General features: G+C 66.9%; 20 protein-coding genes, 1 pseudogene and 1 riboswitch. Of the genes and pseudogenes, 18 read left to right on the top strand and 3 right to left on the bottom strand.

Annotation, left to right across the window (positions count from 1 at the left end; all coding sequences use genetic code 11):
* The first annotated feature begins 17 nt into the window (after nt 1–17).
* Nucleotides 18–611 (top strand): alpha/beta fold hydrolase, encoded by a 594-nt coding sequence (locus tag ACIQC0_RS09140; RefSeq protein WP_400534425.1) that lies wholly within the window; start codon nt 18–20, stop codon nt 609–611.
* Here ACIQC0_RS09140 and thiC read toward each other — a convergent pair.
* Nucleotides 608–2,410, bottom strand: coding sequence for a phosphomethylpyrimidine synthase ThiC (gene thiC, locus ACIQC0_RS09135; protein WP_400534422.1), 1,803 nt, complete (start codon nt 2,408–2,410; stop codon nt 608–610). The genes ACIQC0_RS09140 and thiC overlap by 4 nt on opposite strands.
* A riboswitch (TPP riboswitch) is annotated at nt 2,405–2,512 on the bottom strand. Its footprint overlaps the gene before it by 6 nt.
* Nucleotides 2,513–2,590: 78 nt before the next feature.
* Between thiC and ACIQC0_RS09130 the strand changes: the two are divergent.
* The 17 genes and pseudogenes from ACIQC0_RS09130 (at nt 2,591) to ACIQC0_RS09050 (ending at nt 15,795) form a co-directional block, all read left to right on the top strand.
* A pseudogene (locus ACIQC0_RS09130) lies at nt 2,591–3,688 on the top strand (amidohydrolase family protein).
* 64 nt (nt 3,689–3,752) lie between these two features.
* A complete protein-coding gene (locus ACIQC0_RS09125) occupies nt 3,753–4,628 on the top strand; it encodes a VOC family protein (protein WP_400534419.1) in 876 nt (291 codons plus the stop codon).
* Between the two features lie 111 nt (nt 4,629–4,739).
* On the top strand, nt 4,740–5,183 hold the full coding sequence (locus ACIQC0_RS09120; protein WP_400534416.1) for a hypothetical protein: 444 nt from the start codon (nt 4,740–4,742) through the stop codon (nt 5,181–5,183).
* 199 nt (nt 5,184–5,382) lie between these two features.
* Nucleotides 5,383–5,805: a 30S ribosomal protein S16 gene (rpsP, locus tag ACIQC0_RS09115; RefSeq protein ID WP_377215965.1), complete on the top strand. Its 423-nt coding sequence runs from the start codon at nt 5,383–5,385 to the stop codon at nt 5,803–5,805.
* Between the two features lies 1 nt (nt 5,806).
* Entirely contained in the window at nt 5,807–6,049 is a 243-nt protein-coding gene (locus ACIQC0_RS09110) for an RNA-binding protein (RefSeq protein WP_377215966.1), read from the top strand.
* Between the two features lie 107 nt (nt 6,050–6,156).
* Entirely contained in the window at nt 6,157–6,702 is a 546-nt protein-coding gene (gene rimM, locus ACIQC0_RS09105; protein WP_377215967.1) for a ribosome maturation factor RimM, read from the top strand.
* Entirely contained in the window at nt 6,703–7,497 is a 795-nt protein-coding gene (gene trmD, locus ACIQC0_RS09100) for a tRNA (guanosine(37)-N1)-methyltransferase TrmD (protein WP_400534411.1), read from the top strand.
* Nucleotides 7,498–7,718: 221 nt separating this feature from the next.
* Nucleotides 7,719–8,078 (top strand): 50S ribosomal protein L19, encoded by a 360-nt coding sequence (rplS, locus tag ACIQC0_RS09095; protein ID WP_377215969.1) that lies wholly within the window; start codon nt 7,719–7,721, stop codon nt 8,076–8,078.
* Nucleotides 8,079–8,156: 78 nt separating this feature from the next.
* The gene (lepB, locus tag ACIQC0_RS09090; protein WP_400534408.1) at nt 8,157–8,834 is read left to right on the top strand and encodes a signal peptidase I; all 678 of its coding nucleotides are present in this window, start codon (nt 8,157–8,159) and stop codon (nt 8,832–8,834) included.
* A 21-nt stretch (nt 8,835–8,855) separates the two neighbouring features.
* The gene (gene lepB, locus ACIQC0_RS09085; protein ID WP_400534406.1) at nt 8,856–9,650 is read left to right on the top strand and encodes a signal peptidase I; all 795 of its coding nucleotides are present in this window, start codon (nt 8,856–8,858) and stop codon (nt 9,648–9,650) included.
* Nucleotides 9,651–9,652: 2 nt separating this feature from the next.
* On the top strand, nt 9,653–10,426 hold the full coding sequence (locus ACIQC0_RS09080; RefSeq protein WP_400534403.1) for a ribonuclease HII: 774 nt from the start codon (nt 9,653–9,655) through the stop codon (nt 10,424–10,426).
* 39 nt (nt 10,427–10,465) lie between these two features.
* Nucleotides 10,466–10,792: a DUF2469 domain-containing protein gene (locus ACIQC0_RS09075; RefSeq protein WP_056335405.1), complete on the top strand. Its 327-nt coding sequence runs from the start codon at nt 10,466–10,468 to the stop codon at nt 10,790–10,792.
* Between the two features lie 110 nt (nt 10,793–10,902).
* A complete protein-coding gene (locus ACIQC0_RS09070; protein WP_400534400.1) occupies nt 10,903–11,259 on the top strand; it encodes a YraN family protein in 357 nt (118 codons plus the stop codon).
* The gene (locus ACIQC0_RS09065; protein ID WP_400534528.1) at nt 11,259–12,803 is read left to right on the top strand and encodes a YifB family Mg chelatase-like AAA ATPase; all 1,545 of its coding nucleotides are present in this window, start codon (nt 11,259–11,261) and stop codon (nt 12,801–12,803) included. Before ACIQC0_RS09070 ends, ACIQC0_RS09065 begins: the two co-directional genes overlap by 1 nt.
* 11 nt (nt 12,804–12,814) lie before the next feature.
* Nucleotides 12,815–13,999, top strand: coding sequence for a DNA-processing protein DprA (dprA, locus tag ACIQC0_RS09060; RefSeq protein WP_400534397.1), 1,185 nt, complete (start codon nt 12,815–12,817; stop codon nt 13,997–13,999).
* An 83-nt stretch (nt 14,000–14,082) separates the two neighbouring features.
* Complete coding sequence (locus tag ACIQC0_RS09055; protein ID WP_400534394.1) at nt 14,083–15,009, top strand: tyrosine recombinase XerC; 927 nt, start codon at nt 14,083–14,085, stop codon at nt 15,007–15,009.
* A gap of 282 nt (nt 15,010–15,291) precedes the next feature.
* Nucleotides 15,292–15,795 (top strand): DUF3145 domain-containing protein, encoded by a 504-nt coding sequence (locus ACIQC0_RS09050; RefSeq protein ID WP_377215977.1) that lies wholly within the window; start codon nt 15,292–15,294, stop codon nt 15,793–15,795.
* A 130-nt stretch (nt 15,796–15,925) separates the two neighbouring features.
* On the opposite strand, the gene fabF is transcribed toward ACIQC0_RS09050, so the two are convergent.
* Both fabF and ACIQC0_RS09040 read right to left on the bottom strand, forming a co-directional pair.
* Nucleotides 15,926–17,161, bottom strand: coding sequence for a beta-ketoacyl-ACP synthase II (fabF, locus tag ACIQC0_RS09045; RefSeq protein ID WP_377215978.1), 1,236 nt, complete (start codon nt 17,159–17,161; stop codon nt 15,926–15,928).
* Nucleotides 17,162–17,318: 157 nt separating this feature from the next.
* A complete protein-coding gene (locus tag ACIQC0_RS09040; RefSeq protein ID WP_377215979.1) occupies nt 17,319–17,564 on the bottom strand; it encodes an acyl carrier protein in 246 nt (81 codons plus the stop codon).
* Between the last annotated feature and the right edge of the window lie 57 nt (nt 17,565–17,621).

Genomic DNA, 17,621 nt, shown 5'->3' with positions numbered 1-17,621 from the left:
TGGAATAGGGTGGGGTAATGGTCAAGCAACGGGTAGTGTTCGTGCATGGCGCCGGAAGCTTCGGCGCGGCCGCCTGGCCCCGCCAGCACGGCATGGCGCTGGCCTACGATGCCCTGTTCCTCCGGCGCCTCGGGTACGGTCCCGCGGCCGGGACGGCAGAGCCGTCCCTTGGCGGGGACGCCGCGATCATCCTCCGCGCGCTGCAGGACGACGGCGGCGCGTCAGGCGGCCATGTCGTGGCCCACGCCCAAGGCGCCATACCCGCGATGCTCGCCGCGGTGGAACGTCCTGACCTCGTCCATTCTCTGGTTCTCGTGGAGCCGGCCTGCCTGTCCCTGACGGCCGACCTGCCCGCAACGGCGGCGCACCGGGCACAGTTCCGCGACTGCGCAGAAGCTCCGCTGCATATCGTTCCCGGTGTCCCCACCCTGGTGCTCACCGGAGGCTGGGAGCCGTTGTTCGAAGAGATTGCCGGCTACCTGCGGGAAACCGGCGCCGTGCACCGCACTGCTGCCGGCGGGCACCGGCCGCACGATTCCGTGGAAGGCGACAGGACCATCCGGCGGTTTATCGCAGGTGTCAGCCGCGGCCAGACGGCGCAAGCCTCCTAGCTCCCCGCCGGCACCTTCAACTCCGGCAGGTAGACCTTCCCGCCGGCGGCAAGGAATTCCTGGCTCTTCTCCCGCATTCCGGACGCCGCCTCCGCCAGTGCGGCCTGCGCCTCCGCAGAACCGTACTCGTCCCGGATGTCCTGGCTGATCCGCATCGAGCAGAACTTCGGCCCGCACATGGAGCAGAAGTGTGCGGTCTTGGCCGGTTCAGCCGGCAGGGTCTCATCATGGAACGCCTCGGCCGTGACCGGGTCCAGGGACAATGCAAACTGGTCCCGCCACCGGAACTCGAACCTTGCCTTGGACAGGGCGTCGTCGCGTTCGTGCGCGCCGGGGTGGCCCTTTGCCAGATCCGCCGCGTGTGCCGCGATCTTGTAGGTGATCACGCCGGTCTTGACGTCGTCCTTGTTGGGCAGGCCCAGGTGCTCCTTGGGAGTCACGTAGCAGAGCATCGCCGTGCCGTAGCGGGCAATCTCCGTGGCGCCGATGGCCGAAGTGATGTGGTCGTAGCCGGGGGCAACGTCGGTCACCAGCGGCCCCAGGGTATAGAACGGGGCGCCCTTGCACAGCTCCTGCTGCCGTTCGACGTTTTCACGGACCATATGGAACGGGACGTGGCCCGGACCTTCAACCATGACCTGGACGTCGTACTCCCAGGCGCGCTGGGTGAGCTCGGCCAGGGTGTCCAGCTCGGCGAACTGGGCGGCGTCATTGGCGTCCGCCGTGGCGCCCGGCCGCAGCCCGTCGCCGAGCGAGAACGCGACGTCGTACTTGGCGAAGATTTCGCAGAGTTCGTCGAAGTGCGTGTACAGGAAATTTTCCTGGTGGTGCGCCAGGCACCAGCCCGCCATGATGGAACCGCCGCGGGACACGATGCCGGTGACCCGGTTGGCAGTGAGCGGAACATAGCGCAGGAGCACGCCGGCGTGGATAGTCATATAGTCCACGCCCTGTTCGCACTGCTCGATCACCGTGTCACGGAAGATCTCCCACGTCAGGGCGTTTGCTTCGCCGTTGACCTTCTCCAGGGCCTGGTAGATGGGGACGGTGCCGATCGGCACGGGGGAGTTGCGGATGATCCACTCGCGCGTGGTGTGGATGTCGTCGCCGGTTGAGAGGTCCATGACTGTATCCGCGCCCCACTGGGTGGCCCACTGAAGTTTGTCCACTTCCTCGGCGATGGAACTGGTGACCGCGGAGTTGCCGATGTTGGCGTTGATCTTCACCAGGAATGCCTTGCCGATGATCATCGGTTCCGATTCCGGGTGGTTGATGTTGTTGGGGATGATGGCCCGGCCCGCGGCAACCTCGCTGCGGACCAGTTCCACATCGCAGTTTTCCCGCAGCGCCACGAAGCGCATCTCGGGCGTGATGATGCCCTGCCTGGCGTAGTGCATCTGGGTGACTGTCTTGCCGTCGACGGCGCGGCGGGGCACCGGCTGCGCGCCCTTCCACTCCGCGGAGGCTGCGCCGCGGCGGACAGCCGACCGGCCGTCGTCGAGCAGGTTCCGCTCCCGTCCGCTGTATGCTTCCGTGTCCCCGCGCGCTTCGATCCACTCGGTGCGGAAGGGCCGCAGGCCCCGGACCGGGTCACTTCCCGGACCGGCGGTCCGGTATGCACGGAATGGCGGGTTGGGCTCGCCGTTGGGGGAGTTCGCCAGGGAAATCTCGGTGACAGGAACCCGGAGGCCTGATTCGCTGTCTTCGAGGAAGGCGAGCGAATGGGACTTCAGGGACTGCGTGACAGGCTCCGCAGACGCATCGAGGGCAGGGTTCAGCTGTGTTTCTGGTGTACTCAAGGAATACTCACTTCCTTCGCCGGCATTACCCGGACAGGTTCGACGGTCGCAGGCTGCGTCAGCCCGATCTCAGCCCCTGCAGGGGCACCCGTGTGGTCAGGGAAGAAGCTACCACAGGCACCGGGGGAGCGGCGTCACATTCACGGTGCTAGCCTGACCGGGCAGGACGAGAGGAGTTCCATGCCGGAGGTTATCCATTTCAGCGGACCGGCGCTCACAGGCCCGGACCGGGAAGTGCGCGGGCTGTGGTCCGTGGACGGGCGCCTGACCTTCCGGAAGCCTTAGCGGGTGCCGGACCGCGTCCTGCCCGGCTGGGTGCTGCCGGGGTTTGTTGACGCACATTGCCATATCGGCCTGGGGCCGCAGGGTCCCGTGGACGCCGCCACCGCCGCAGCACAGGCGCGGGCGGACCTGGCCGCCGGCACGCTGCTGATCCGGGACGCCGGTTCCCCGGCGGACACGCGCTGGATGCAGGGCGGCGGAGAGTTTCCGGTACTGATCCGCGCCGGGCGGCACGTCGCGCGCACCCGGCGCTACCTCCGGGGGTTCGCCCACGAAGTCGAACCGGACGGGCTCGTCGAAATGGTCCGGAAACAGGCGCGCGACGGCGACGGCTGGGTGAAGCTCGTTGGCGACTGGATCGACCGGGGCGCTGGCGACCTGGCACCCTCCTTTCCTTCCGCCGTCGTCCGCGATGCCATCCGGGCGGCGCACGACGAAGGCGCCCGTGTCACCGCCCACTGTTTCGCCGAGGAGACCCTTGACCAGATGCTGGACGGCGGCATCGACTGCATTGAACACGCCACCGGCCTCCTGCCGCGGCACCTGTCCCGCTTCGCCGAGCAGCGCGTGCCGATTGTGCCCACTCTGATCAATATCGCCACTTTTCCGGACATTGCCGCGCAGGCGCAGCCGAAATTCCCGCGCTACGCGGCCCATATGCTGGCGCTCTGGGAGCGCCGCGCGGAGCGGGTGGCGGAGGCGTTCGACGCCGGCGTGCGGGTTTTCGCGGGCACCGACGCCGGGAGCGTCATCCGGCACGGCCGCATTGCGGACGAGATCCTGGCGCTCCATGCCGCGGGCCTGCCGGCAGCTGCGGCGCTCGACGCCGCCTGCTGGGGCGCGCGCGAGTGGCTGGGAGCGGACGGCATCTCCGAAGGTGCGCGGGCAGACGTGGTGGTGTGCAGCGAAGATCCGCGGACCCGGCCGGAAGCAATCCGCCATCTGCAGCAGGTGGTGCTGGCCGGCCGCATAGTTTATGAACAAGGAATAAATTGAAGCTTCAAGTCATTTGACATGACAGGGCCACCACCCGGGCGGCCGCACGAGTAGGGGCGTTCCAATGACCGCAAAGACCGAAAAACAGGACCTTCTTCCCTCCGGGCTCGGCATGGGCACGGTGATGCTCAAGGTGGGCGACATGAAGCTCATGACGCACTACTACCAAAAGGCGCTGGGCCTGGACGTCGTGGCCGAGCAGGACGGCGGCGTCTACCTGGGCCGGCTGGGCAGGCCGCTGGTCCACCTGGCTCCGGCGCCCGGTTTGCACCTGCCGGGCCGGGGAGAGGCCGGCCTGTTCCACACGGCACTTCTCTTCGAAACGCAGCAGGCCCTCGCCGCTACGGTGGCCACGGCTGCCCAGTTCGACCCGGGCCTGTTCACGGGCAGCGCCGACCACCTGGTCAGCGAGGCCTTCTACTTCAGCGATCCCGAGGGTAACGGCATTGAACTATATTGGGACCGCCCCCGCAGCAACTGGTCCTGGAACGGCACGGACGTGGTGATGGACAGCCTGGCCCTGCCGCCCCAGCGCTACCTCGAGCAGTACCTCACCGAAGAATCCCTTGAGGGGCAGCGCGGAACGGGAGCCGGCGTGGGCCACGTCCACCTCCAAGTGGGTGACGTGCAGACGGCGCGGGACTTCTACGTCGGTACCCTCGGCTTCGAGAAGACGGCCGGGTGGCACGGCCAGGCGCTCTTCGTCTCCGCCGGCCGCTACCACCACCACATGGCCATGAACGTCTGGAACAGCCGCGGCGCCGGCCCGCGCAAGGACACGCTGGGGCTCGGCGAGGTGCTCATCGAAGTGCCGTCAACGGACGACGTCGGCGCGCTGGCCGACCGGCTCAAGGTCGCGGGGGTGCCGTCGCACCACACCGGAGCGGAGCTGCGCTTTGAGGATCCCTGGCGGAACCGGCTTCGGGTTGCCGTGCGCTGATCCGGCCCTGCGCTGTACTAGGGTGAGAAGTACCCGGCCACCTGCCGGAGCGGCGGAGGCGCAAGGCGCCGCTATCCGCGCCGTACCGACGACGGAACGAGGGTAACTCCCATGGGCTTCACCGAGATTTTTGTCGCCACGCACGACGCCGCCCTGGAGCGGGCCGGCCAGCTGGACAGCGGCAGTCCCGCCGCCGCCGGCGGCCAGGCGGTGCGGATCCCGGACATCAGCGACTTCGAGGTCGAGCAGCTGGGTGACCTCGCCGGCAAGGCGGTGCACGCAGGCGGAGCCGACTATGAGCTGACCATGGTGGACGTGGCCAGCGACTCGCTCCTGGCCGTTCCACCGGCCATGGTCAGGGCCCTGGCCGACCTCCTCACCTACGAAACCGAAGGCGAGGGAAACGTGCTGGACGATGTCGCAGCGGAATGGGCCGGGCAGGATGACATGCCGTTCGGTGCAGCCCAGTCGCGGACCTACGTTGAGCAGGTGGCCCGGCTGGCCGGCAGCGTGGACGAGGGCGACCGCACCTCCTTGTACGTCTGGTCGGCCTAAGCGCCGCCCGGGCCCGGCGTGCCGGGCGGATGCCAAGTCGAAATCCATGCGCTGATCTGGCACAATGGACAGGTACTCGATCTGCGTGGCCCCTCTCTCCGCGTCTGGATCCTGTCCTTCGAGCCCGCAAGTATGGCCCGCCCCACGGGTGCAGAACGCCGGGTTCAACCCCTTTTCTGAAACAGGAGTGACCACAAAAGTGGCCGTAAAGATTCGCCTTAAGCGCTTTGGTAAAATGCGCGCCCCGTACTACCGCATCGTCGTTGCAGACTCACGCACCAAGCGTGACGGCCGCGCCATCGAGGAAATCGGCAAGTACCACCCCACCGAAGAGCCCTCATACATCGAGGTCGACTCCGAGCGTGCGCAGTACTGGCTGTCCGTCGGTGCCCAGCCGTCCGAGCAGGTTGCCGCGATCCTGAAGATCACCGGTGACTGGCAGAAGTTCAAGGGCCTCCCGGGCCAGGAAGGCACCCTGAAGACCAAGGCTCCGAAGGAAGCTTTCGTTGCCCCGGAAAAGGGCTCCGTGATCATTCCGGAAGCAATCACCAAGAAGGCCTCCAAGGCTGACGCAGCCGAAGCCCCGGCCGACGCTGAAGCAGAGACCACCGAGGCTGAGTAGATTGCTGGCAGAAGCGCTGGAGCACCTGGTCCGCGGAATCGTCGATTCCCCGGATGACGTCAAGGTCAATTCGAAGAACAACCGCCGCGGGGATACCCTCGAGGTTCGCGTTCACCAGGATGACCTGGGACGGGTGATCGGCCGCCAGGGCCGGACGGCACGCGCACTGCGCACTGTCGTGGCAGCACTGGCCGGCGGCGAACCGGTAAGGGTCGACGTCGTCGACACCGACCGCCGCCGCTGAGCGCTCGGCAACACCAGTTTTTGCTCCGGCCCCTCCACCGCACGGTGGAGGGGCCGGAGTGCTTTTACCCAACCAACACCCACAGAGCGAACAAAACAGAGGAACAGATGAAGCTTCAGGTGGCGCGAATCGGCAAACCCCACGGCATCCGCGGAGAAGTCACGGTCCAGGTCCTGACCGACGCCCCCGGGGACCGCTTTGTTCCCGGCGCGGGTTTCCTCGTGGAACCTGCGTCCTCCGGTCCGCTCACGGTTTCCAGCGCCAGGTGGAACAAGGACATCCTCCTGCTCGGCTTCGAGGAAGTGGCCGACCGCAACAAAGCTGAAACGCTGCGCGGGGCAAAACTGTTCATCGAGACGGCCGGGCTTGCCGAGGAGGACGACGAAGGCTGGTACGAGCACGAGCTGGTCGGTCTGGAGGCCCGCGTGGATGGCGCCGTGGTGGGCAAGGTTGCCGCTCTGAACACGATGCCGGTCCAGGACCTGCTGATGGTCACCACCCCGGAGGGTGGGGAGATCCTCGTCCCCTTCGTCGAGGAGATCGTTCCCGAAGTCAACATCGACGAAGGCTACATCCTTATCACCCCTCCGCCGGGACTCTTCGAACTGAACGCCGGGGAAGCCGCCACGGACGGTCCGGAAGGCAGCGCATAGATGCGCGTCGACGTCGTCAGCATCTTTCCCGAATACCTGGCGCCCCTGGAACTTTCGCTGATCGGCAAAGCCCGGCAGGACGGGCTGCTGGACCTGCACGTCCACGACCTCCGCAGCTTCACCACCGACCGGCACCGCACGGTGGACGATACCCCCTACGGCGGCGGCGCAGGCATGGTCATGAAGCCGGAGCCATGGGCGCAGGCGCTCTCGGCCGTGGTCGAAGCCCGGCCCCAAGGTGCGGGAAAGCCGGTCTTGATCGTCCCGTCGCCTGCGGGCGAGCGGTTCACCCAGGCCCTTGCCTACGAACTCGCTGAAGAAGAGCACCTCACGTTCGCGTGCGGGCGCTACGAAGGCATTGACGAGCGGGTCCTCGAATGGGCGGAAGAGCACTTCGAGGTGCGCCCCGTCAGCCTCGGGGACTACGTCCTCAACGGTGGTGAAGTGGCGGTGCTCGCCATGGTGGAGGCCGTGGGCAGGCTCCTGCCCGGCGTCGTGGGAAATCCCGAATCGCTGGTGGAGGAGTCCCACTCCGACGGACTGCTGGAGTATCCCGTCTACACCAAGCCCTCCCAGTGGCGGGGTCGCCACGTCCCCGCGGTATTGTTGAGCGGCAACCATGGAAAAATCGCGCAATGGCGGCGTCACGAGCAGTACCGGCGCACGGCGGAGCGGCGGCCGGACCTCCTCGAGGGGTTCGACGCCGGCAACCTCCCGCGCGCCGACCGTTCCGAACTGTACGGGCTGGGGTACGAGATCGTGGACGGCAGGCTGGTGCGCCGGCCGATTGGCTGATGCCCTCCGGGTGTGGCAAAATTAGTCCTTGTGTCTGCTGGGCCCGCACCTGCCACAGGGGGAGCGCCGCCAACAGCCTGACAACCTGCCGCTTCAATCGGTGAAGACGGCAGGACCATTTACCTTTCGGCCGGAATTTCCGGTGCACCGCCAGGTGTCCGGGCTTGCCCGCCGTGACCTAAAGTGAATGACCTGTGGCGTTCACCAGGAGTGCAATTACCATGCATATTCTCGACTCCGTCGACGCAGCGTCGCTGCGCAGCGATGTTCCCGTTTTCCGCGCCGGTGACACCATCAAGGTTCACGTGAACATCATCGAAGGCAAGAACTCCCGCGTCCAGGTCTTCCAGGGCTTCGTTCTGGGCCGCCAGGGTGACGGCGTCCGCGAAACCTTCACCGTCCGCAAGGTTTCGTTCGGTGTCGGCGTGGAGCGTACCTTCCCGGTGCACTCCCCGATCATCGAAAAGATCGAGGTTGTCACCAAGGGTGACGTCCGCCGTGCCAAGCTGTACTACATGCGTGCACTGCGCGGTAAGGCCGCCAAGATCAAGGAAAAGCGCGACTTCAACACCGCCAAGTAGTCCTCCCGGACCACAGGCCGGACCCAGCCGTAGCCGGCCGGCGCCGGAGCACCAAGCACCAGCGCCGAGGACACGGACATGGACCAGACAAAACGCCAGCCCCGCATTAAGGGCTGGCGTTTTGCGTTGCTGGTCCTGTGCAGTGCGCTCGTGGCCAGCGGGCTGGTCCGGGCCCTGTGGATCGATGGGTATTTCATCCCGTCGCAGTCCATGGAGCCGGCGTTCCGCCAGGATGACCGGATCCTGGTGTCACGGACGGCCTTCCAAACGGACCCCGTGCGCCGCGGCGACATCGTGGTGTTCGACGGCCGTGGAACGTTCGCGCCGCTGGACAGCGGCCGGGGCCCTCTGGGTGAAGCCATCACCGGCGCCGCCGTGTGGCTGGGCCTGGCCGGGAGCGACACCATGTACATCAAGCGCGTCATCGGCGTTCCCGGGGACCTGGTGGCCTGCTGTGACTCCGCCGGCATGGTAACGGTCAACGGTGAACCGCTTGACGAGCCGTACCTCTACCCCGGGGATGTCCCCAGCACCCAGGAGTTCGAGGCGCTGGTCCCGGCCGGCCGGCTCTGGGTAATGGGGGACCACCGGTCGGTGTCGGCGGACTCCCGCAGCCTGCTCGGCGCACCGGGCGGGGGAATGGTTCCGGTGGACCGGGTGGTGGGCCGGCCCATCCGGATCATCTGGCCCCTTGATAGATTTGCACCAGTACCACGGCCGGCTGCCGCAGGCCCCAGCACACAGAACGGACAGTAGATGCCCGAGAACCACTCCCGCATGCCTGAACCACGGCCCGAGGGCGCTCCCGGTGCCTCCGGTGCGGAGCAGGCAGACGCGGCAGTGCCCGGCGCCGAGAACCGCCCCGAAAGCCGTGCTGCGGCCAAAACAGCAGAAAAGCGCGACGCCCATCCGGTGCTGACGTGGCTGAAAGAGATCGCCACCGTGGTGGTCATCGCCGTCGTCCTTTCCTTCCTGATCAAGACGTTCCTTTTCCGGGCGTTCTTCATCCCTTCCGAATCCATGGTGGACACCCTGGACGTGGACGACCGGATTTTCGTGAACCTCTTGGTCCCTGAACCGTTCGCGCTGAGCCGCGGCGATGTGGTGGTGTTCCGTGACACCAAGGGCTGGCTGCCCGCTGTGCCGGACAAGGCGGACGGTCCATTCACCTGGGTGCAGGACAGCCTGACCTTCGTGGGCCTCCTGCCGGATAATTCCGAGCAGCACCTGGTCAAGAGGGTGATCGGGTTGCCCGGCGACCATGTGGTCTGCTGCGAAGCCGGCGGTAAACTGACCATCAACGGAAAAGCCATTGATGAGGGCTATATCAACCCCGCTGAAGTTCCCCAGGTCCGGGCATTCGACGTGGTGGTACCCGAAGGGAAAGTGTGGGTCATGGGCGACAACCGAAACCACTCCGCGGACTCCCGGGCGCACATGGATGCCGACGGCGGATTCATCGATCTGGACGACCTCGAGGGCAAGGCTGCCGTCATTGCCTGGCCGCTGAACCGGATCACCACCCTCGACAACTACCCGGACGTTTTCAAGAACGTACCGCCGGGCTCCTGACCATGCCAGCGAACACCCTGCCCGCCACTGCCGCGAAGAAGCCCGCCCGGAAACCACCGGCAGCCAAGGCACCCACCCTGCGGCACGAACGGACGTTCCGCAGCAGCGGCGTCCGCTACCTGGCGGGAGTCGACGAAGTAGGCAGGGGGGCGCTGGCCGGCCCGGTGAGTGTCGGCATCGCGGTGGTGGACCTGGAATGCCAAAAACCTCTCGCGGGCGTTCGTGACAGCAAACTGCTGAGCGCCCCTGAGCGGGAGCGGCTTGAGCCGCTGGTCCGCCGCTGGAGCGTCGCGTCCGCCGTCGGCCATGCCTCTGCGGCGGAGATCGACGCGCTCGGCATCATCGCCGCGCTGCGCCTGGCCGGCACGAGGGCATGGAATACGGTAGTGGCCGCTGGCATCACACCTGACGTGGTCCTCCTGGACGGGAGCCATAACTGGCTCTCGCCGTCCGGGCAGCCGTCCCTCTTCGATGAACCTGTCCAGGAAATCGCGTGCGAAGCGCCCGTGCACACCAAGGTCAAGGCAGACATGCAGTGCCTTAGCGTTGCCGCTGCCAGCGTCATCGCCAAAGTGGAACGGGACCAGGCCATGCGGGCCCTGCACTCCGAGTATCCCGGCTTCGGCTGGGACGTGAACAAGGGATACGCCACGGCCCTGCACCGGGAGGCGCTCCGGAATGACGGGCCCACCCCCTACCACCGGGTGAGCTGGCGGCTGCTTGGCGGCGAACTGGAAGTACTGCAGGACGGGGAGCTCCAGGAGGCCGGGGCCTGACCGGCCGCTGCGCGGCTGCCGATGGTGCAAGATGGAAGCATGAGTGCTGAGGATCTTGAAAACTATGAGACTGACATGGAACTGCAGCTCTACCGCGAGTACCGCGATGTTGTGGGCCTGTTCAGCTATGTAGTCGAGACCGAGCGTCGCTTCTACCTTGCCAACCATGTTGACCTGCAGGCGCGCAGCGCCGACGGTGAGGTCTACTTCGACCTCACGCTGCAGGACGCCTGGGTCTGGGACGTTTACCGCTCGGCACGGTTCGTCAAGAGCGTCCGCGTGCTCACCTTCAAGGACGTCAACGTCGAGGAACTGCCCCGCAACGAGGAGCTGGCGCTTCCGAAGGACGTAGACCTGGGCAACTAACCCGTCCACTTCTCCTCCACAGCCGGTCCTGAAAGGCGGCCTGTCCACATAGCGAAAGTTTCCTCCCCCCCTATCCACCGCACGCCGCCAGGCTGGTGGTGGAGGTGGACATGAAAGCCAAAGACGTACTGGGCCGGCGGGGTGAGCAACTCGCGGCCGGTTACTTGGAATCGCAGGGCATGCTGGTGGTGGAGCGCAACTGGCGCTGCCCTGAAGGCGAGATCGACATTGTGGCCCTGGACGGGGATGCCCTGGTCATTGCGGAAGTGAAGACGCGGCGTTCGCTGGACTACGGCCATCCCTTCGAAGCGGTGGGGGCGGACAAGCTGGCCCGGCTCCACCGCCTCGGGTCGGCCTGGTGCCGCGACCGGGAGTTGCGGATGCCCCTGCGCCGCGTGGACGTCATTGCGGTAGTGGACGACGGCGGCGGCGCACCCCAACTGGAGCACCTCAAGGGGGTGGGGTGATGGTCTTGGGCCGCACCTACTCCGTGGCGCTGGTCGGGTTGAACGGGTACATGGTGGAGGTGGAAGCCGACATCGGCCAGACGCTGCCTGCATTCGTGATCCTTGGCCTTCCGGACGCCTCTTTGAACGAGGCCAAGGAACGCATCCGTTCCGCCGCCAAGAACTCCGGCATTCCGTTGAGCCGGCGCAAGATCACGGCCAACCTCATTCCGGCCTCGCTCCCCAAACGCGGTTCCGGCTTCGACCTTGCGGTGACGATGGCAGTTCTCCGTGCGGCCAACGACACCAGGCCCTCCGGCCGGACCGTCTTCATCGCCGAACTTGGCCTGGACGGCAGGCTGCGCCCGGTGCGCGGCATCCTTCCAGCCGTCATGGCTGCAGTCCAGGCAGGCTACCCCGACATCGTAGTCGCGCAGGCCAACTATGCGGAGGCCGCGCTGGTTCCCGGGGCCAACGTCAGCGGTTATCGGACACTTGCTCGGGTCGCCGTCGACTTTGGCGCGGATCCCCAGAACCTCGCGCTGGACTTCGAACCGGAAGACGATGACCAGGAAGGGGACTGCCCTTCAGCCCCCGGGGCGGTTCCGGACATGGCAGACGTGTCCGGGCAGGGTGACGCCCGCCGCGCCCTTGAGGTTGCTGCGGCCGGGGCCCACCACCTCCTGCTGACGGGACCGCCCGGTGCGGGGAAGACCATGCTCGCCGAGCGCCTTCCGGGCCTGCTCCCGGACCTCGGAGACCGGGAATCAATGGAGGTCACGGCCATCCACTCGCTGTGCGGGCTGCCCTCTTCCATGATGCAGCTGCTTCGGCGGCCGCCCTTCGAAAACCCGCACCATTCCGCCACATCCGCAGCCATCATTGGCGGGGGATCCGGCCTGCCGCGGCCAGGGGCGGCATCCAGGGCGCACCGCGGCGTGCTGTTCCTGGACGAGGCACCGGAATATGAGCGGCGCGTGCTCGACGCGCTGCGCCAGCCGCTGGAATCCGGAGAACTGGTGATTCACCGCTCGGCGGGGACAGCCGCGTACCCTGCCAGGTTCCAGCTGGTTCTGGCAGCCAACCCCTGCCCCTGCGGCAAGGCGTCCGGCAAGGGACTTGAATGCACCTGTACCGCCATGATGCGGCGCCGCTACCTTGCCCGGCTCTCCGGTCCCTTGCTGGACAGGGTGGACATCCAGCTGCAGGTTGACCGGGTCTCGCTCGCGGAGTTCGGGAAGTCCGCAGCGGAGGAGGGCACCGCGGCAGTGGCAGGCCGGGTCAAGGAGGCCCGTGCCAGGCAACGGGGAAGGCTTGAGGCCTTCGGGTTGGAGACAAACTCACAGGTGCCGGGCCGCATCCTCCGCGGCGACCTCCGCCTGGCCCCCGGCACAACGCGGATCCTGGACCACTCGCTCGAACGCGGTGTCCTCACCGCCCGGGGGTACGACCGCGTGCTCAGGCTGGCCTGGACCCTGGCGGACTTGGGGCACCGGGACGCGCCGGACCCTGACGACATCGGTCAGGCCCTCGGCCTGCGGCAGGCAGTGGCGGCAGCGGCATGAAGGAACCCGGCATGGAGGCTGAGAGACTTGCCCGAGCGGCCCTGTCACGGCTCATGGAACCGCAGGACGCCGCCGGTCTCGCCCTTGTCCAGGCTGCGGGGGCCGTGGACGCCCTGCGCCTCGCTACCGGCCAGGTCACCGGCGGCGCTTTGATTGAACAGGAAATCAGCGGCTTGCTCGCCGGGAGCGGCGCAGCGGCCGGCTGGTCCGGCCTGGCTGCCAGCATCAAACGCTGGCTGCCCCGGGTACCCGACCTTGCCCCGGAACGCGACGTTGCCACCATGGCGCGCCTGGGCGGTCGGCTGCTGATCCCATCGGATGACCTCTGGCCGGCGCAACTGGCCGACCTCGGCATCCAGCAACCAATCTGCCTCTGGTGGCGCGGGCACGAACAGCAGCTGCCGCATGTGCAGCGAAGCATCGCTTTGGTCGGCTCCAGGGACAGCACCGGCTACGGTGCCGCCGTAACGGGAGAAATTGCCTACTCCCTGGCGCAGCGCGGCTTCACGGTGGTATCCGGCGGCGCTTACGGAATCGATGCCCACGCCCACCGCGCCGCATTGGCCGGAGGCAGCGGACCTGTTCCCACCATCGCCGTGATGGCCGGCGGCGTGGACCGGTTCTACCCCTCCGGCAATGAGGAACTGCTGCGCGCCGTGGCAAACCAGGGTGCCGTGCTGGCAGAAGTGCCGCCGGGGTCAGCGCCTACGAGATACCGGTTCCTCCAGCGCAACAGGCTTATAGCGGCACTCTCCGCGGTCACGGTCGTCGTGGAGGCCAGGTGGCGGTCCGGGGCGTTGAATACAGCGCATCACGCTGAGGCCCTGGGCAGGGCGGTGGGTGCCGTGCCCGGATCGGTGCACAGTGCCAACTCCGCAGGCTGCCACCGGCTCCTGCGGGACGGAGGTGCAATCTGCGTTACCGATGCCGCCGAAATCGCCGAGCTGGCATCGCCGAGCGGAGCGGACCTGCCGGAGCCGCCCCAGGGTGCTTCGCAGGTGCAGGATGGGCTTACCCTCGAGGACCTCATCCTGCTGGACGCACTGCCCTTGCGGTCCACCACCTCCGTGGAAAAGCTGGCTGCGGTGGCCGGGCTTGGCACCGACTCCGTACGGGCCGGGCTGGGGCGGCTGGGCTTGCTGGGGCTGGCTGTGTCTGAGCGTGGGGGATGGAAACGCGGCAAGGCCAGCGTGTGACGGCGGCGGGGCATATCCGATGATCTGTCCTGACTGCCGTGTCCGGGAACCGATCCGGCACCCGGGCCTGAGACAGTGGAGTGGTGGAAGACGAGCAACTGCCGGCAGCGCTCACAGACGCCCTGGACGCTTTTTGCCGGTACATTTCCGGAGAGCGGGCCATGTCGGCGCACACGCTCCGGGCGTACCGGGGCGACCTGGGCAGCCTGCTCTCGTTCGCGGCCGGTGAGGGCTGCACGGGGCCCGAGGGTCTTGAGCTGGGAACACTTCGCCGTTGGCTCGGCACCCAGAGCCAGTCAGGTGTCGCCCGGGCCACCCTGGCGCGCAGGGCCGCCACTGCACGGTCTTTCACGGCCTGGGCCCTGAGGGAAGAACGAATCGACGCGGATCCCGCGCTTCGGCTCAAGGCACCGCAGCGGGAGCGGCAGCTGCCGGGTGTGCTGCAGGAGTCCCAGCTGAACCGCATCCTGGACAAACTGGAACAGGCCGCAGCAGAGGGGGATCCGCTGGCTGTCCGGAACCGGGCAGTGGTGGAGCTGCTGTACGCCACGGGCATCCGGGTGGGTGAACTGACGGGGCTGGATATTGATGACCTCGATCAGGACCGCCGGACCCTGCGGGTGATCGGAAAGGGCGACAAGGAACGCACGGTTCCCTACGGCGTACCGGCCGCTGTGGCGCTGGATGATTGGCTCCGGAGGGGGCGTCCGCGGCTCGCCGGGGCCGGGAGCGGTCCCGCATTGTTCCTCGGCGCCAGGGGAGGCCGCGTGGGCCAGCGCCAAGTGCGGTCCCTGGTCCATGGGCTTTTTGAGGCCTTGGGGGACACCTCCGCGTCCGGTCCTCATGCTCTCCGGCACTCTGCCGCCACCCATCTGCTGGACGGCGGTGCGGACCTGCGCGCCGTTCAGGAAATCCTGGGCCACAGCAGCCTGGCCACCACCCAGATCTATACCCACGTCTCCGTCGACCGGCTGCGCAAGAGTTACCAACAGGCCCATCCCCGTGCCTGAAAACCCTGGGCACCACTGCCTGGCCGCATCACCGCCAGGCAGTCCGGAAGCGGGGTGTATTGCACTGGCGTAATTTCGGAGCGTACGGCACAATAAGAATCACGTCCGGCAACTTTCAACTGCTGCTTGAAGCTCACAGGCTTCCTGCGCTTTGGCAGCCCGGACCTTGCATTATCTAAGCTGAATATCGCGGAAGAACCGCAACCGCAGGTGAATTTGCATGACTGTTCCATCCGGGCTGAGGGCGTTGGGGAAGACGTACCTAGAGCTATGGAGGATGGAATGTCTGTTGCAATGACCCGCGGTGTGCTGTTTGTTCACTCGGCCCCTACCGCCCTGTGTCCGCATGTGGAGTGGGCCATCGGGTCCGTCGTTGACAAGCGGACGGACCTGGAGTGGACCCCTCAGCCTGCTGCGCCCGGAATGTTCCGGGCGGAGCTGTCGTGGACCGGAACGCCGGGAACGGGGGCCAAGCTGGCCTCGTCGCTGCGCGGCTGGGCCCACCTGCGTTACGAGGTCACCGAGGAGCCGAGCCAGGGTGTCGATGGGGGCCGCTGGTCGCATACCCCCGAGCTGGGGATCTTCCATGCCATGACTGACGTCCACGGCAACATCATGGTCTCCGAGGACCGCATCCGTTATGCCTACGAATCAGGTGCCGGCGATCCTGCAGCCGTCTACCACGAACTCTCGCTCGCACTCGGCGAGGCCTGGGATGAGGAGCTCGAGCCTTTCCGGCACGCAGCGGAAGGCGCACCGGTGCGCTGGCTGCACCAGGTGGGCTGACCGCCGTCGTACGTTCTTCCCGTGCCTCCTCCAGCACAGGAAGCAGCAACTGCTCCATAGCGCAGAAGAGGCCCCGCCGCCGGCGGGGCCTCTTCTGCGCTATTCCGGCTAAACCGGTGGCAGCCTGGTGTTAGACGCTGCGGACGGCGACCACGGCGTTGTGTCCGCCGAAGCCGAACGAGTTGCTCAGTGCCACGATGCTGCCGGAGGGCAGGTCGCGGGCGGAGGTCACCACGTCGAGGGGGATCTCCGGATCCTGGTTCTCGAGGTTGATGGTGACCGGGGCCTTGCGGTCATAAACGGCAAGCACAGTCAGGACAGCCTCCACAGCACCGGAAGCGCCCAGGAGGTGGCCCATCTGGGACTTGGTGGCGGACACGGCGACATCGTCCACGTGGCTACCCAGCGCCGCCCGGAGTGCGGTGTACTCGGGCTTGTCACCCACGGGGGTGGAGGTGGCGTGCGCGTTGACGTGCACCACGTCCTCCGGCTGGATGCGGCCGTCGAACATGGCCGCCTTCAGTGCCCGGGTGGCGCCCAGGCCTTCGGGGTCGGGTGCGGTGATGTGGTAGGCGTCCGCTGTGACGGATGTGCCCGCGAGCTCAGCGTAGATGCGCGCACCGCGGGCCAGGGCGTGTTCCTCGGCCTCGAGCACCAGCGCACCGGCGCCTTCGCCCATGACAAAGCCGTCGCGGGCGGTGTCGTACGGACGTGACGCGGCCTGAGGATCATCATTGCGGCGGGACAGGGCCTGCATGGAAGCGAACGCTGCCAGCGGCATCGGGTGGATGGCTGCTTCTGCACCGCCGCACATCACCACATCGGCCTTGCCGGAACGGATCAGCTCCAGGCCCAGGTGCATGGCTTCGGTGCCGGAGGCGCACGCGGAGACAGGGGTGTGCGCACCGGCGCGCGCGCCGAGGTCAAGGCTGACGGCGGCCGCGACGCCGTTGGGCATCAGCATGGGAACCGTCATGGGCAGGACCCTGCGGGGTCCCTTTTCCTTCAGGGTGTCCCAGGCATCCAGCAACGTCCACACGCCGCCGATACCGGTGGCGAAGGCCACGGCCAGGCGGTCCTTGTCAAACTCGGTGATGCCGGAGTCCGCCCAGGCTTCGCGGGCGGCGATAACGCCGAACTGGGTGGAGGGGTCCATCCGCTTGGCCTCGACGCGGCTGAGGACATCCAGGGCGGGCGTGCTGCAGCGTGCGGCGAAGTGGACGGGAAGTTCATACCGGGCAACCCATTCGTCCTCCAGGGTGCGGGCACCGGAGACCCCCTTGAGCGCGTTGTTCCACATGGTGGGTACATCGCCGCCGATGGGCGTGGTGGCGCCCAGACCGGTTATGACTACTTTGCGTGTCATGGGATCACTCTCTGTCGATGGGGAGTCCGTCTCCGGTTCTTCGGAGGGTCCCGCACATTTGGTGGGCGGCGCAGGGTGCGCCGGATAAAGACAGCGGGGTGCCGGGCCGGACAATCCGGACCGGCAGCCCCGCAGGCGCCTTTCGGCGAAAGGCTGACTAGGCCTGTGCTCCGGCGATGAAGCTGACGGCGTCGCCGACGGTCTTGAGGTTCTTGACCTCTTCGTCCGGGATGCGGACGCCGAACTTCTCTTCAGCGTTGACCACGATGGTCATCATGGAGATGGAGTCGATGTCCAGGTCCTCGGTGAAGGACTTGTCCATTTCTACGGATTCCGGGGCTAGGCCGGTCTCTTCGTTGACGATTTCAGCCAGGCCGGCCAGGATCTCTTCGTTGCTAGCCATTGATGGCTCCTTTTCTTGTATTGCCGGCAGGGGCTGCCGGAAACGGTGCGGGCCGCG

It is taken from the genome of Pseudarthrobacter sp. NPDC092419 (assembly GCF_044755045.1).
Classification (GTDB): domain Bacteria; phylum Actinomycetota; class Actinomycetes; order Actinomycetales; family Micrococcaceae; genus Arthrobacter.
This window is presented reverse-complemented; position numbering and strand designations above follow the sequence as displayed.